Source organism: Microcoleus sp. Pol1C5 (genome assembly GCF_036701115.1).
Classification (GTDB): Bacteria; Cyanobacteriota; Cyanobacteriia; order Cyanobacteriales; family Microcoleaceae; genus Microcoleus.
Map to the genome: position 1 here is coordinate 1 of NZ_JAUBQE010000033.1, position 16317 is coordinate 16317.

A 16317-nucleotide genomic window follows, 5' to 3' on the forward strand; every position below is an offset into this window, starting at 1 on the left:
AACTTATGTTGAGCGTGGGCGGGCAATAGCGCGCTCGAACTTTTTTGAGTTTTTTGGACTTATTCAGCAAGCCCTATGTAGGGTGTGAACTGCGCACTTTACCGCGATAAATGTAACCGCTATAAGTAGCGCGTAAAACCCATTTTTGTGTAATTCCTGTAAGTGTAAATATTTAGGGACATCCCAAACTTTCGCGGGTAGGAACTCCCGTCACGGGATTGACACCATCTGCTTTTTCGCACAGGATAGTTACTTGATAAGCGTCGATAATCGCGTCAGTAAAATCTGCGCCAGAAATTGCAGCATCAAAAAACCGAGTTCTAGTCATAATTGCCTCGGAAAAATTAGCATTCGTCAAATTAGCGCCATCGAATGTAACTCTATCTGCCAAAGCACCGGAGAGGTTAGCACCTGATAAGTTGGCATTTAGTAAAACTCCCTTAGTCAGAATCGCATTAGTTAAATCAGCACCTTGAAAATTTGTTCCCCGCATTTCAGCAGCGACAAATGTTCCCCCCGCTAAATTCGAGTTGGAAAAATCGCGATCGGACAAATTAATATTTGTGTAATTAATATTTGTTTTCGGCAGGGCAAATGCCGGAGTAGCACTCAGCAGCACCCACCCCAAAGCCAACACTAAACTTACAAACAGGCTCAGGAAAATTCTGAAAACACTTTTCACAGATATTGCACTCATGGTAATTGACTCATGACTAATTAAAATCGCTTTACCCAATCTTCGCCAACGCGAAGCGTCAAGTCAGAATTGATTTCACCCGTAGAAGATGCTTCAATTTTACCCCCTCCTAATTCTTTTTGCAGTAGATTCGCTGCCTCTAAATCGCCTTGCTGAACAATAATTTGACTTTGACGCTCTTTCTGGGGCGAATCCTGCACTACAGATACATTAAAAAAGCCCTTTTTTGTGAGAAACTCACCAACGTTTTTTGCGGTTGTCGTTTTGCTAGAAGCGTTTTGGACAGATATTTTGAGGTTTTTGGGCAAAACGGACTCCGTTGGATTGCGAACTCGTCCTTGTGCAAAATCCGCCACGCTCTGGTTGAAATATTGTGTCATAATGCGCTCCAGCCCGATCGCATCTACAATCCAATAACTCCTCAAATCGGCTTGTTCTGAACTAGAACTTCCAGGCAACATTACCATTTTAAAATTCTCTCGATCCAATTGCAAACCAAAATTTGCCAGCGTCAATATTTCCTCATAATTTAGGTTTGTATCCACATATTTTTGCATCAATCGCACAATTTGTGGCAAGCGCACCAATACTGATGGACTTGTGAGGCGGTTCCGAATAGCTTGAATTAAAGATTGCTGTCGCTGAATGCGATCGATATCTCCTAAACCATCGTTGCGAAATCGAGCAAATTGTTCTGCTTGTTCTCCATTGAGAGTTTGCCATCCCTTGGCTAAGTTTATTTTTAACTTTTGGGCGCTATCTGTATACGACATGGCGCGAGGTACAAATACCTCAATTCCGCCCACTAAATCGACTAATTCCCGAAACGCATTGCTGCTGACTCGCACGTATCGTTCTATTTTCGTATTGTTCAGCATACTGCTAACCAATCGCGTCGCCAAAGCTGCTCCTCCTCTAGCATTGGCTTCGCTAATTTTGCTGAAGCGAATTCCGGGAACTTCGACTTTAGTATCTCGCGGAACAGAAATCAAACTAATAGATTTATCTCTAGGATCGAGGTGAAATAAGAGTATTGTATCGCTGCGGCCCTCAAAAATCTTAGGGCCATTGGCTGCAGCTTCAGGCACGCCGTCAATTCCCAATATCAAGATATTAACTGACCGCGACAGGCGATATCCAGAGCGGTTGGAGGATAGATAGTCAAAGCCAGTTGCCTCTAATACTCTATTGATAATTGGGGGTTCCACGGGAGCTAAGAGGGCAGTAATTGCCCCCAGTGTGGCTGAGATGGCGGCGGTGAAAACTAGGAAAAATAGCCCCACTATGTACAGGAAGAATTTAGGCTTTTTTCGAGAGGTTTGATCGACTGGTGTAACAAAGTCTCTTTTAAAAATTGACAAGTTTTTCATTGACTTGCTGTTGGTTATTGCAGTTTTTCAGCTTTGCAGTAAAACTTGGGCGGTGCTTCTGGAAAGTATTTGAACATAGCCGGACACAGCCAGCCTTCGAGATTTTTCGATTCCCACCGATACCAGTTACCTCCGTACTCTGCTTTCAACCACAGCATTTCTGCTTGATATCCGGGAAATGGATTGGCTGAAAATAAAAGTCGGAAACCTTGAGCGGCATTGGGAATGTCTGCGACGAGCACGTTAATCATTTCGGGGACGCCCTGAACAAATGGTTCTCGGACAAGTCCGACTCGCTCGTCGTCAAAAACCCAGGTGTACTGTTCGCGATAGGGGTAAATTACCATCATGGCATTGGACATGGTATTCGCCTCTTTTCATTTCCTTTTTTTTGTCTGCAAAAATGCAAGTGTGGATACATTATATTCTGTTGCGCGGAAGTTGTGCGCTATCCGCTTTGACAACCCTGTTTTAACTGAGAATTTTTCGCGGGTTATTTACAAATTTTATTTGGTTTGGGCGGATGGGCGAATTTTAGGGCTATAGGGCTTTAGATCTATTTTTGTAGTTTTTTTAGTTAGGTAAAAAGTATGCAATTATGCAAAGAATAAACGTGACTCATTGCAGGACTTTTACTCTTATGATGCCTATTTTTATAACCTTTACTACGTTTATAGTAAGGACAAATAGTCTGTCTTCATCCCAACTATGAGAACCGATCCCCCAACTACAAACCTATAACTGTTTGTAGTTGGGTGTTATGTTTCTTTTCGGGAAGCTCCCGCTCAAATTCTCGTCAGCTCAACCAGGGCATTAGCTAAATATTGATACTGCGGCAAAGTATTGTATAACTGTGCCGAAATCCTCACCAACTGCTTGCTAGCATCCGGCCAAGGAATCACCGGAACTTCAATTTTAAAAATCTCCCACAGCGCCTCTTGCAAAGGTGGAATTCCTCCCTTTGCAACCACATCAGACGGGGAGTCTGCCAGCGGCACAACAGCCATCGAACCCACCATTTCATCAGGACAAGGCAGCGGCAAATCTAATTTGTCCGCCAATATTTTTCTTCCTGCCAATGCTAAAGTATGATTTTTCGCCATCAATTCCGGCCAGCCGCCACTCAACAAAGAACCCATAAAATCAATAGCTACAGGCACGCACAAATAGGGACTAGGATCGACTGTTCCCATCCAGTCAAATTCTAGTTGAAAGCGCGATTTATCAGCGCGCGGCGAATTAGCACCGTGACTGATTGTAGTTGGCCGAATGGCATCTTGCTTGTCGCGCCGCACGTATAAAAAGCCCGCACCTTTGGGCGCGCACAGCCATTTGTGGCAATTTCCGGTATAGTAAGTCGCGCCAATGTCATCTAAATTCAAGGCTACCATTCCCGGCGCGTGAGCTCCGTCTACTAATACATCGACGCCACGGTTAGCCAACTCGCCGACTAATTGTTTGATGGGAAATATTAAGCCTGTTTGGCTGACAACGTGGTCTAATAAGGCTAACTTTGTTTGCGGTGAAACGCACTTAATTATTGCTTCAATAATTTGGTCGGGTGACTCAATTGGAAAGGGAACTTCTGCTACTATTACTTTAGCGCCTGTACGCTCGGCTACAAAATTAAGTGTGTTGCGACAAGCGTTGTATTCCTGATTTGTAGTTAGCAATTCGTCGCCCGGAGAAAAACAGAGCGATCGCAAAACTGCATTTACTCCCGTCGTCGCATTCGGCACAAACACCAAGTCATCCTCAGCCGCACCGATAAATGTTGCTAACTGATTTCTTGCATTATCCAACAAGGGCTCAAATTCCCGCAGTAAAAAGCGCAATGGTTCTCTTTCCAGTTGTTCTCGAAAAATGGTTTGCGCTTCCAGTACGGGAATCGGACAAGCCCCAAAAGAGCCGTGATTGAGAAAAGTTATATCGCGATCGAGCAACCAATATGCGTTAATCATTAGTAATTAGTAATTAGTCCGTAGTCATTAGTCATTAGTCATTAGTCAGTTAACGGTCAACAGTCAACAGTCAACCGTTAACTATTTTACCTTTTAATTTCTCAAACTCTTCTAATGTATTGCAATTCGATAACATTACTGCTTCTCGTTCCCCTACAGGTAAAGGGATGGCGGGAATTTGATTTAACCAAACTTGAAAAGAACGTCCACCTTTGTCAATAAAACTTTGCAAACTGGGCAGAGCTTTTTGGCGGTAGAAGCCGCACAAAGGCTCCCAGCGCGAATTTTGATAAGGCACAACTGCTAAAGTTGATGGGGGCAATTCAGTTAACTGACTGGCCCAATTCTGAATAATCTGGGCATCCAACAAAGGCAAATCGCAAGCTAACAGTAAAATCCACTCGGTGGCAATTTCTGTCAATCCCTGAGTCAACGCAACCAATGGCCCGGAGCCGGGATTGTACTCTACCAGAAATTGGGATGTTTCGGTTAAGGTCGATCGATAGCGATCGGGCCAAGCAGTCAGAACATAAACTTCGGGGGTTACAACTGCGGCAACTTCCAACGCCCGCTGCAATAGGGATTTGCCCTCAATTTCCAGCAGAGCTTTATCTCTACCCATCCGCGAACTTTGACCGCCTGCAAGCACAATTACAGCAATTTTATGATTAGTCATTAGTCAGTAGTCATCGAACTGTCTGTTTTGAACAGGCAAGATGCCTGTTCCACAATAATTATTGGAGATGTCTAGTAGTCAGTAGTCAGTAGTTAACGGTCAACTGTCAACTGTCAGTAGTCATTCTTAACTCAAAACACTAACGGCTTGGCTAACTTCCTCAAGTTTTTGCACGACTTGACCGCTACTTAATAAAGTTTCGGCCTCAATCAAACCCGAGTTCATATCCAAACAAACTCCGCTGCGCCACAGATAAAAGCCGCCGTTCCAGATAGCGGACTGCATCAATTCCGAGGGTTTTCCCAACAACACTTCCTGCATTTGTTTAAATAACTCAGAGGCTGATTCAAAGGCAGGATTTGTGTTGCTAAAACCGTAATCTCCGTGGGCTAAAAGCAGTCGCTCGAACTCAGCGTCCGGCTTAGCAATGCCGATAATCGCAGTACGATCGCGCGGCAAATCGCAGCTTCCCTCCAATCCTTTGACTGTGGTATAATTTTTGATTCCCCGCAACTCAAAGGCTTTTTGAAACATACCTTCTGTGGGCGGGTGGACGTAGCCGGAGATGACGTTAACGTCGCCGGCACAGGGACACCACATCAACTCCATTGTCGAAAAAGGTGGCCGTTTACCAATTTCGCGGCGGTAGGGTACTAAAGCCGCTGCTTGAGGAAAATGTTGGGGAAGGTAAACAAAACCTAAACCCGTACTGTCAAAAACTTGCTGGACTTTTTCTAAAGTCAGTTTTCTCCAGTCTACTCCCAAACCGCGCCAAATTTCAATCAGGGGAATGCCTTCCTTGGTTGGCATGGTATCGCCCCCGTGCATGAGGCTTGGGACGCCAGAGGCGGCTAAAATAAGGGCTGTTAAAGGGCTAATTGGAGCCGTGCGCGATCGCCCGTCGTAAGCAACGCCAAACACGGCCACGGTAGAGACGGAAAACCCTTTTTCTCGGTTTGGGGGGGCAAGCATAGGGCCCAATTCTTCATAAGCATCGAGCATTCCGGCTAATTCTTCGCCGGTGGGCCGTTTAATGCGGTGGGAAATCATAAAAGCTCCGATTTGAGCTGGTGTTGCTTCCCCCAGCAGCATCATCCGCGTGGCTGCTGCTGCTTCGGATCGAGTTAAGTTTTCTCCTGTGTGTACTCCGCTGCCAATTTTTCGCAGCAATTCTCTAAATGCGTCACTCATAACTTTTGAAGTTAGTAATTGGTAGTTAGTAATTGGTAATATTTGAATCGTTTTAAATTTAAAATTCCCAAAATTCAATTCAAAATTATCTAATTAACTGCCTGATTTTTCTAGCTTGATTACATCAAGTGGCGGCACAAATTCGCGTACCAGATTCCAGAAATGGGCGATCGGCGGAATTTGCATTCGATCGTGAGTTGTCACCAACACCACTTCGCGAGTCCAAGTGGGATCTGCGGCCAATTGACCGATCGCCGAAACCTTGGAATTTGACCGCTCTTGGGCGATCGACCGAATTGCTAAAGTGCGATCGCCCTTCGCGTCCACCAAAGCTGAATGCGGCAGCAAAGCAATCAATTCTCCCTGTCGCACCACACCTCGAAAAGCATCAAGAGTGTTGAGTTCCAAAACAGCATGAAGTTTAGCACCGATGCGTCCAAATTGTTCTTGCACCATCCGCTGCATTCCGTACCCGTCCTTAAACACCACTTGCGGGTAACAAATCAATTCCGACCAAGGTACTCGATCGTACTCGGCCAGGGGATGGCTAGCGGCCATCAACACCTCGATCGGCTCATTGTAGAGCACCTCAACCAACATTTCCGGGGCTTGAGTAAAATGGCGGTTGTTCATCACCACCGCTATGTCCACCAAACCGTCTTTGAGGACTTTCAGAGCTCGATCGCTGCCGAGGGAAGTCACCCGCAACTGCACGTCTGGATAGTCGCGGCAAAACTTTTGCAGCACAGGCGGCAAATAAGCAGCGCAAACCGAGTGAATCGCAGCCACGCAAAGTTCCGGCTGCTTTCCCGCCCGTAAGTCTCCCAATTCTTCAGCAGCATTTCGCCAAGTCTGACAGATTTTGCGAGCGTGAGGTAACAGGCATTCGCCTCCCACAGTCAGTTTCGCGTGGGCTGTGCGGTGAAACAGCGACAAACCCACTTCCGCTTCTAATCCCTGCACTTGGCGGCTAATAGTCGATTGGGTAACGCCACACTTCCGGGCCGCTTGCTGAAAGCTACCAGTTTCAGCAACTGAAAGAAATGCTTGAAGCTGCTCTAAGCGCATGGAGGTTTAATTCGAGATGGTTTCAGAAATTTTACTGGAAGATAATCTGTGACATTAACCGATTTAGTAGCAGAATTTAGTAGACTTTGATACAGGTACAGATTAGTTTTGATTCAGGGGCGAGAGGCGGGGATGCTACGCTCCAAGCATCAATCTGCTCCGGCAGGATTTCTAAGCCTCCAAGTAGAAGTCGGTTCTCCTATGTTGAAAGGATTTCTGAATCGGCAAACTTATCAAAAAATAGATTCAATAAAGATGAGTTTATCGAATATTGCCAGCTTCTAGCTAAACCGTTTCAATGAACTGCACTCTACTAATCCCTTCATCTCGTGAGCTCAATTGATCTGTTTTTACGTCAGTTGTGAATTCAAAAGATAGCATTGAATTTCGTACATCCTTGGGAATTATAGTACCTCACTCTCCCTAAACCTCTCAATAAATGTACGAATATTGCAGGCAGGTTAAAGCCTGCTATGAACTTTCCTCCCCCGACTAAAGTCACTCTTGTTTTATGTTTTTTTGTGTATAAACTAGAAATTAGCGGGTCAGCAACACAAGTGCAACTAGGATCGATCGCACAGGAAAGCCGAAATGCTGCCATTTATTAAGATTATGTCATTTAACCACAATTTTATTCCCCAAGATGGCTGTTGCCAGTGGCAACCCCAGTTGATGGGACTGCACGCGGTCAGCGATTTGTTAATTGCCTTGGCTTATTATTCAATTCCAGCAATTCTGACATACTATGCCCGGAAGCAGCGGGACGTGCCTTTGAGCAAGGGGTTTCTCCTATTGGGAGCCTGGTTTTTCTGCGGCGGGACAACTCACTTGATGCAAGTTTGGATGCTGGTGCATCCCAGCGAATGGCTGTCAAGTTCTATCGCCGCCTTGACCGCTATCATCTCTTTGTGGGCTGTAGCGTCCCTGATACCCTGGATTTCTCAAGTCTTGTCTTTGGCTGGGGCGGCCTCTTTTCCAGCACATACGGCGCTCTTAACCCAAAAGGTCGATCGACCGCAAGCCGACTCTGCTATTAAAAATTCCTTCCCATCCCCCACAAGCGAACTCCAGCAAATTAACCAGCAATTGCTTGTAGAAATAACACAGCGCGAGCGAGTCGAGGAACTCCTGCTTGACGCTGTAGACAAGTTGCAAGAAAGCGAAGAACGCTTCCGCGTTTTTCAGGAATTATCTCTAGACGGATTTAACGTGTTCCGCAGCATCCGCGACGAATCCACAATTGTGGATTTTGAATGGGAATACGTAAATCCCGCAGCGGCCAAAATTCAGCAGAGTACCCCTGAAGAATTAATCGGCAAGCGATTGCTGCAAGTGCTGCCCGGCCATAAAGATAACAATTTGTTCGACCGTTACGTCGAAGTTATAGAAACAGGAATTCCCCTCGAAACTGAGATTTATTACAACAGCGAAGGCATTGTCGGCTGGTTTCGGATTATGACCGTTAAATTGGGCGATGGCATTGCTATTTCTTTTGGGGATATTACTAAGCGCAAGCAAGTAGAAGCATCCCTGCGCGAGGCGCTGCAAAAACTAACTTCTCATTTTGAAAATACCCCCCTAGCGGTGATTGAGTGGGATGAAAACTTTCGGATTAGTGGGTGGTCGCCGGCGGCTAAAAAGATTTTTGGTTGGGAAAAAATAGAAGTTTTAGGCAAGCATTTTAGCGAATGGAAATTTATTTATCAGGGGGATTTTGAAGAGGTAGAATCGGCAATTTATAGTTTAAAAAAACCAGAAAATCGCTGCAATGTAGTTCGCAACAGGAATTATAATAAGTGGGGTTCGTTGGTACACTGCGAGTGGTACAATTCGGCTTTTTACAGCGATTCTGGACAGTTGATATCGGTACTGTCTCTGGTTTTGGACGTGACGGAACGCTTTAAATTTCTGGAAGTGCTGCGACAGTCTGAAGAGCGGTTTCGGATTGCTGCCGAAAGTGCCAGTGATTTAATTTATGAATGGAATATCGAAACCGGGATCGTGCTGTGGTTCGGTCACGTAGACGAACATTTGGAGTACGCAAAAGGCGGATTTCCGAGGACAAGAGCAGCTTGGAACAGTATCTTGCATCCAAGCGACCGCGATCGAGTTTTGGCCGCGGTCGATCTGTATTTGAGTGCGCCAGACAGTTCTGCCGCCCCATTTTTTCAGGAATACCGCGTTCAGTGCCAGCGGGGCCGCTTGCTCCACTGGATCGATCGAGGCAAAGCAGTGCTTGACAAACAAGGCAATCCCTACAAATGGATCGGCGTGATTAGCGACATCACCGCTCGCAAAGAGGCCGAAGAACAGCGGAATTGGGCATTGGCGCGGGAACAGGCCGCCCGTCGCCAAGCTGAAGCCAGCGAACAGTTGTACCGCGTCCTCGCTGAAGCCATCCCGCAAATTGTTTGGACTGCCAGAGCCGACGGCTGGCTCGACTACTACAACCAGCGCTGGTTTGAATATACTGGCTTGACGCTAGAGGAAACTCAAGGCTGGGGGTGGCAGCTAGCCCTGCATCCAGATGACGTGGAAGATGCTGCAGAAACCTGGAAGACCTCGGTGGAGACAGGGAAGACTTACGAGGTGGAATACCGCTTTAAACGGGCATCTGACGGAGCTTACCGCTGGCATCTGGGCAGGGCATTGCCCGTGCGGGACGCGGAGGGGAAAATTCTCAAATGGTTCGGGACTTGTACTGATATTGACGATCGCCAGCGATTGGCCCAAACAGCCTATTTTAGCGCTCAAGCTTTGGCTTTGCTGTCGTCGGCTTCCCTCGATTACGAGAAGGCGCTGCAAGGTTTGGCAGATTTAACAGTACCGGCGCTGGGGGATTGGTGCTGTGTGCATTTGCTCGATGCCGACGGCTCGATCCGCTTGCAAGCAGTTGCTCACTCAGATCCGAGCAAAGTTGCTCTGCTGTGGCAAATCGATCGGCGTATGCCACTAGACCCCCAGGGACGGCACGGAGTAGCAAAGGTGCTGCGGACTGGTGAGTCGAAGCTCTACCCAGAAATACCGCAATGGGTGATCGAGGCGGTTGTGCCCGACAGGGAACTGCAGTTGGTGCTGCGATCCCAATCCCAGGTGCTGTCGGCAATCTGCGTGCCACTGATCGCTCGCGGGCGGACGCTGGGAGCGATTTCGTTGCTGTGCGGGGAGTCGGGCCGCCGCTGCGGGCAGGAGGATTTGGTTTTGCTGGAGGATTTGGCGCGGGATGCGGCGGTGGCGATCGACAATGCGCGGCTTTACCGGGAAGCAGCGGAGGCCAACCGGATTAAAGACCAGTTTTTGGGAACGCTTTCTCACGAGTTGCGGACGCCTCTGAACGCGATTTTGGGCTGGGCGCAGATGCTGCGGCAGCGCCAGATGAGTGCCGAAAAAACGGCTGTGGGTTTGGAGACTATTGAGCGAAACGCGCGGTTGCAGACTCAGATGATTGAAGATTTGCTCGACGTTTCCCGGATTGTGAGTGGCAAAGTGTGTTTGAAGCTGTTCCCGGTGGATTTGGTGCGGATTGTAGAAACGGCGGTGAAGGCGCTGACCCCTGATGCTGAAGCTAGGGGAATTGAATTGGTGAGTTTTTGTGCCGAAGGGGTGAGCTTGGTGAGGGGCGATGCTACTCGTTTGCAGCAGGTGGTGTGGAATTTGCTCTCGAATGCTATTAAGTTTACGCCGCCGTCGGGTCGCGTGGAAATCACACTCTCGGAGGATGGGGAACCGGGAGCAGCGGGTGGCGCCATGTTGTCTGGGCCGTTTCCGGTTCACTCTGTTTCGATCGTTGTCAGAGATACGGGAATTGGCATCAGCAAGGAGTTTTTGCCCTTTGTGTTCGATCGCTTCCGCCAAGCTGACAGCACTTCTACGCGCAATTACGGCGGGCTGGGACTGGGATTGGCGATCGTCCGCCATCTCGTGGAACTCCACGGTGGCACGGTTTGGGCCGAAAGTCCTGGGGAAGGACTCGGCTCGACTTTCGGAGTGCGGCTGCCAATTGAGCAGAGCTAAAGTTTTGATTTTTCAGTTATTGAGTTCACAATTCAATATTTAAGTTCTACGTAAGGTGCTTATGGCGCACCCTAAATTTAAATGTTTTCCGCAAATCCGCTCGCTCTTGGGTTTATTGCCATTCCTGCAATGCGATCGCAATTCCTTGTTTTAATCTTGGTTCGAGGCTCTCTTGCTTAACTAAACTTTCTAATTGCTGTTTGGCCTCGGCAGCGCCTAGCTGTTTGAGGGCTGCCGTGCAGTGCAGCCTGACGCTGCTGTCTGCGTCGCCCAACATTGAAATAAGAGCCTCTAGCCCTCTCATATCTCCTAATTTTCCTAAACCTAAAGCTAAAGATTTTTTGCTAACTGCCTCCTGCACTGCCGGATGATTTGTTTTTAACAAATCAATCAGAATTTCAGCAGCAATAGCTTTTAATCCCGGCTTTTCTACTCGCCCTAAAACAGTGACTATCTCTTGATAAACACTAGAATTTATGTTAGTAAATGGCGCCATTAATGTCTGATGCAAATATGCTAAAGCGGTTGCAGTTTCCATCCAGCTTAGGGCGCGCACAGTTTCGATTTGCAATTCAGCCGGAGTTGTGGGCGATCGCAGTAATTCAAATAAAGCAGCCGCTGCAGCATCGCTTTTGACTCGCCCGATCGCGATCGCCGCTTGCTGACAAACTTCTAATCGAATGTCCGAAAGCAAAGGTTTGAGCAAGTTAACTAAATCTAATTCTGCGTCTAAATAGGCGCGCGCGCCGAGAGCTCGCACGGCTTCTTTTCTGACTGCTGTCGCCGGATCTTTGAGTGCTGCTACCAGCACCGGCGGGATGCGGGAGTCGTGAAAGTTGCTCAGGGCCGCGATTACGGCTGCCCGCACCGCAACTTGAGAGTCTGCGACTACGCTCAACAGCGGCGGGATGGTTTCGGTGCGCCGAATTTGGGCGAGTGCTGCTGTGGCAAACTGTCGCGAGTCTTCTTGCTGCAAGAGAGTGGCGAGGGATTCTATGGCTGTCGGGCCGAAATTCCCTAGGGTTTCGGCAGCGATTTGGCTCAATTCTTCGTCGGAATTTTTGACCAATTCGACTAAAGCTTGAATCACTTCCGGGCGATCGAACTTTCCGAGAATGCGGGCGGCGAACCACCGGGGCTCGGTGTCTGCGTCTTCGTCTTCGAGCACGGCAATTAAAGGTGCGATCGCGCCATTTCCCAGATTGGGCAATACTTTAGCAATTTCCCAGCGGTCTTGAAAATCGCCCCATTCTAAGGCTTCTATTGCTAAACTGACAGCTTGCTCTAAAATGTCTTGTTCCTGCGGCTTGCCGCCCTTGGCTGTCACTTGCTGCAAGCATTCGACTAACCCAGGCCAGTTTTGGTGATCGGCAGCGACTTGCGCTTTTTGTAAAAAATTATACATAATTTTAAATTAAGTTCGATCGAGAAGCGAGATTTTTTGCTGCTAGGTCAGAGCGGGAGGGTGCTACTTTTTACTAATCTTTTGCTACAATTATCCATTTTTTAACATTTTTGTCAATCCATCATAACTGGTAAAATGGAAGTAAAGCATTAATTTCATGCAGTTAAGGCATCAAGCTATACTTTTTGTAATTTAAAATACGCAATCTTCCTAATTAAAAATCAACAAATGAAGAAAGCTCTACTTCTAGTAAACCACCACTCCCGAAAAGGGCAAAAGCTATTATCTCAAGCCACTGTAGAATTAGAAGCACTGGGTTTTGAGTTAATGGTAGAATCTACCGACCATGCCCACGAACTTCCCGACACAATTCGCCGCTACCAAAATCGAGTTGAATTAGTAATAATCGGCGGTGGCGACGGCACTCTCAACGCTGCCATAGAAGGTTTGACAGACACCAAGTTACCCTTGGGTATATTGCCGATGGGAACTGCTAACGACCTAGCCCGCACTCTGGGAATTCCTACAGATTTACCCGCAGCTTGTCAAGTAATCGCCAGCGGTAAAGTTCGGCTCATAGACTTGGGTTGGGTGAACGGCAAGTATTTTTTTAATGTGGCAAGTTTGGGATTGAGCGTGGAAATTACCCAGCGGTTGACTAAAGACGTAAAGCAGCGCTGGGGAGTTTTAGCTTATGCTTTTACTGCTTTGCAGACAATTTTGTCAGCGCGACCGTTCCGAGCAGAAATTAAGGTAAAAAATCAATCTTTTAATGTAAAAACTATTCAAATTGCCATTGGCAACGGCCGCTACTACGGCGGTGGCATGACAGTTGCCGAAGATGCCACAATCGACGACAAGCGACTAGATTTATACAGTTTGGAAATAAAAAAATGGTGGGAAATCATTGCTTTGCTGCCAGCTATGAGGCAAGGAAATCATACCAGTTGGCCTAACGTTCGCGCCTTGCACGCTCAAGAATTTGAGGTTAATACTAGCAAACGCCGTCCGATTAATACTGACGGTGAAATCACAACTCACACACCTGCAAAATTCCGAGTAATTCCCCAAGCTTTAGCAGTTATAGCTCCTTTATAACTCATAATTAATATATCATATCATGTCCGGTCGATTAACCATGATATGATCGGGAGGAACACCACCCCCATCAAATAAAGAATGCCAAAACGAATTACGCTCGCACCTCATCTGAGTCCAGAAGAGCTACAAGCTCGTTTCCGTCAAGCTCAAACAACCACCCAGGCTCATCATTACCAGATTATTTGGCTGTTAGCGAGCGGAAAAACCACCGCCGAAGTGATGGCAGTGACAGGTTATAGTCGTGGTTGGATTTATGAATTAGTCGGGGGATACAATCATTTAGGCCCTGAGTCCCTCGGAGATCAGCGTTGCCAAAATACAGATCGTGACCCTCTGCTGAATGATGTGGAACAAGCTCAATTGTGGCAAGTCTTACAGCAGCCACCTCCCGATGGCGGGCTGTGGAATGGTCGTAAAGTGGCCGACTGGATGAGTGAACTCAAGGGTGAAAAAGTCTGTCGTCAAAGAGGGTGGGAATATCTCAAGTCCATGAAGTTTCGATTGAGAGTTCCTCGCCCGGAACATCAGGAATCAGATCTTCTCGAACAAGAGGAATGGAAAAAAAAATCTGGGTCAGTTCGTCTTGAAAATCAAGAAGGAGAACCTAGAAAGCGACGTAGAAGTCTGGTCAATGGACGAACATCGTTGCTTGATTGAAACCAGTTTTGAGGCGGGAATGGGTGGATGAGTTTAGTAATGCTACGGCTGTTGTTAACTGGCGGTTTCAATGGTTGTGGTTATATGGTTTCGTACATCCGAGTACGGGAGAAACATATTGGTGGATACTGCCATTTGTCAACAGCCAGCTTTTCGAGCGAGTTTTAGAAGATTTTGTCAGACATTGGAAAGTAGGACCGAAAAAAAGAGTCGTTTTAGTTGTAGATGGAGCCGGATGGCACTGAGCGTGAAAACGTGAAAATCCCCGACGGCATACATTTGTATTGTCTACCTTCACACTCACCCCAACTCCAACCAGCAGAAAGGTTATGGCCCCTGACAAATGAACCGATAGCCAATCGCTGTTTTAAGAGCTTGGATGAATTAGAAGCAGTGTTATTTGAGCGATGTCAAAAACTGTTAAATCTCAAACAGTTAATCAGTGGTTTGACTCATTTCTATTGGTGGCCGGAGGCAAAAGTTTAATCATGGTTAATCGACCGGACATGATATCAGTTAACTGGTTCCCAGGCTCCAGCATGGTAACGAGTAATTTTCTTGTGCAAGAGGCCGGAGAGGCTGTTCACTTAATAATCGCCTCCAGCGCCATATTGCCATGCTTCAACTAATCGGTGCAAATAGTATTGCTGCTGCGGTGCTAAATTTTTTACCTGCGGTTCTACGGCTTTCCCCAAAGGCAGCAATCCCGTATAAATTCCTAAATTCACATAATGAACCATCCAATCGAGCAAATTAGCTATTCCAACCTGCGGGATAATTTTCATAACTAATCCGGGATGGCTAACTGCTGTTTTAAACAGGGTTTGTGACAAAGCCGGAAACAGCACGATATCCTGAAGAAATGGTTTGAGTACGGGTTCTCCCAACTCTTCCATTACCTGAAATACGGCTGCCAAAAGTTGATTGATTTGATGGGGGTCTATTTTTTGATTCATCGCAGCACTCATCGAACGCTGAAACAACCAGGTAACTGATAGATTCGGCTGATAGGGTTGCAAAAGTGCGAGGGAATTCTTGTCGAAACTGTCGCTTGTCAAAGCTTCGTCAATTCCTAGAGTCAAGCGTTTGAGGTGCCGTACCATTGCGCCGAAACCGCCGAAGCTGAGGGGAGATTGGCTACCACTGCTATCTCCGACTGGGAGTATGCGATTCCAAGGCATTTTTAGAGGACTTTGGCGATAGCAGGGGAAGAATCCGTAAAGTGCTCTTTGGAATTTTAACTGTTCGAGTTCGACGTTTTGATATTGGGGAAGCAAGCGCAAATACTCTTCAAATAATGTTTCTAAACTGAATCTTTCTGTGTCGGCGTCTATGTATGTAAATAAGTAGGTGGTGCGGCCGTCTCTGGCTGGAAATGCTTCCCAAAAATATTGGCACTGATTTTGCATAGGGGTGAAGGATGCAAATATATCGCCAGTGTCGTTTTTGGGGTATCCTTGAGCGCAACTGCCGACTACTAAACATACGGCGTCGGGTTTTTTGCCTTGTCTTGCTTGGCGCACAATAGGCGAAAAATGCCCCATTGCGTCTAATAATAATCTGGTTTTAAATAAGTTTGTAGCAGGTTGTGTATCGGTATTTGCAGATTCTAACAAGACTCCATCCGGGTGAATGGTTGCTGTTTTAAATGGTGTATTTTCAAATAGCTTTCCTCCAGCTTGGAGGAATCGCTGCTTGAGGGTTTCTAGGAGGTACACTGGGTCGATTCCGATGTTGAGTACGTCCCGCACCCAGATGTCGGGGGTGTTTGCAAAGCTGATTCGGGCTGGGTTATATTCGGTGGCGATCGCCTTTTCTATCTCTTCAACAGAGAGCAAATTTAGTTCTAAGAATACGTCTAATTCTTTGCGAGAAATATTCCATTCTTGCTCGCGTCCTCGCAGGATGCCGCGTTCGAGCAGGGCTACTCGCCAACCCCGCACGGCTAAGGCTGTACCGATTAATATTCCTAGGGTTCCGCCGCCGATAACTATGTCGAAGTCGAGGGTTTCGAGGGGTTGTTGGCTGTGTTTGATTGCTTGGGGTGCTGGTGCGGTGTTTTGTTTGAGGTTTTCCCAGAGTCGATCGACTTTTCTCAGGCCTCCGAGGGCATCTGCTGGCAGTTGGGAGAGGATTTTTTCGGTGAGGGACATCGGGTTTTAGTATTAAACAGTGGT

At 47.0% G+C, this 16317-nt stretch carries 11 protein-coding genes and 1 pseudogene; 3 read left to right on the forward strand and 9 right to left on the reverse strand.

Annotated features, from left to right (window positions below; genetic code table 11):
• Window positions 1-172: 172 nt before the first annotated feature.
• From QUA23_RS18650 to QUA23_RS18680, 7 genes are all read right to left on the reverse strand, one after another.
• Complete coding sequence (locus QUA23_RS18650; RefSeq protein ID WP_333075898.1) at window positions 173-697, reverse strand: pentapeptide repeat-containing protein; 525 nt, start codon at window positions 695-697, stop codon at window positions 173-175.
• 20 nt (window positions 698-717) lie between these two features.
• Window positions 718-2067, reverse strand: a complete 1350-nt coding sequence (locus QUA23_RS18655; RefSeq protein ID WP_333075896.1) for an LCP family protein — start codon at window positions 2065-2067, stop codon at window positions 718-720.
• Between the two features lie 14 nt (window positions 2068-2081).
• A complete protein-coding gene (locus tag QUA23_RS18660; RefSeq protein WP_333075894.1) occupies window positions 2082-2429 on the reverse strand; it encodes a DUF6717 family protein in 348 nt (115 codons plus the stop codon).
• Window positions 2430-2852: 423 nt separating this feature from the next.
• Window positions 2853-4028, reverse strand: a complete 1176-nt coding sequence (locus QUA23_RS18665; RefSeq protein ID WP_333075893.1) for an aminotransferase class V-fold PLP-dependent enzyme — start codon at window positions 4026-4028, stop codon at window positions 2853-2855.
• A 70-nt stretch (window positions 4029-4098) separates the two neighbouring features.
• On the reverse strand, window positions 4099-4704 hold the full coding sequence (locus tag QUA23_RS18670) for a molybdenum cofactor guanylyltransferase (protein WP_333075892.1): 606 nt from the start codon (window positions 4702-4704) through the stop codon (window positions 4099-4101).
• Between the two features lie 126 nt (window positions 4705-4830).
• Window positions 4831-5895 (reverse strand): anthranilate phosphoribosyltransferase family protein, encoded by a 1065-nt coding sequence (locus QUA23_RS18675; RefSeq protein ID WP_333075891.1) that lies wholly within the window; start codon window positions 5893-5895, stop codon window positions 4831-4833.
• 93 nt (window positions 5896-5988) lie between these two features.
• On the reverse strand, window positions 5989-6963 hold the full coding sequence (locus QUA23_RS18680) for a LysR family transcriptional regulator (RefSeq protein ID WP_333075889.1): 975 nt from the start codon (window positions 6961-6963) through the stop codon (window positions 5989-5991).
• Window positions 6964-7554: 591 nt separating this feature from the next.
• On the opposite strand from QUA23_RS18680, the gene QUA23_RS18685 reads away from it, so the two are divergent.
• Window positions 7555-10977 (forward strand): PAS domain S-box protein, encoded by a 3423-nt coding sequence (locus QUA23_RS18685; protein WP_333075888.1) that lies wholly within the window; start codon window positions 7555-7557, stop codon window positions 10975-10977.
• A 112-nt stretch (window positions 10978-11089) separates the two neighbouring features.
• Here QUA23_RS18685 and QUA23_RS18690 read toward each other — a convergent pair whose 3' ends face one another.
• The gene (locus QUA23_RS18690; protein ID WP_333075887.1) at window positions 11090-12382 is read right to left on the reverse strand and encodes a HEAT repeat domain-containing protein; all 1293 of its coding nucleotides are present in this window, start codon (window positions 12380-12382) and stop codon (window positions 11090-11092) included.
• A gap of 228 nt (window positions 12383-12610) precedes the next feature.
• On the opposite strand from QUA23_RS18690, the gene QUA23_RS18695 reads away from it, so the two are divergent.
• Both QUA23_RS18695 and QUA23_RS18700 read left to right on the forward strand, forming a co-directional pair.
• Window positions 12611-13480 carry a lipid kinase gene (locus QUA23_RS18695; RefSeq protein ID WP_333075885.1) on the forward strand — a complete coding sequence of 290 codons (870 nt, stop codon included), beginning with the start codon at window positions 12611-12613 and terminating at the stop codon, window positions 13478-13480.
• Window positions 13481-13561: 81 nt separating this feature from the next.
• Window positions 13562-14626, forward strand: a pseudogene (locus QUA23_RS18700) (IS630 family transposase).
• A gap of 101 nt (window positions 14627-14727) precedes the next feature.
• Here the strand turns inward: QUA23_RS18700 and QUA23_RS18705 are convergent.
• A complete protein-coding gene (locus tag QUA23_RS18705) occupies window positions 14728-16293 on the reverse strand; it encodes an FAD-dependent oxidoreductase (protein WP_333075884.1) in 1566 nt (521 codons plus the stop codon).
• Window positions 16294-16317 lie beyond the last annotated feature (24 nt).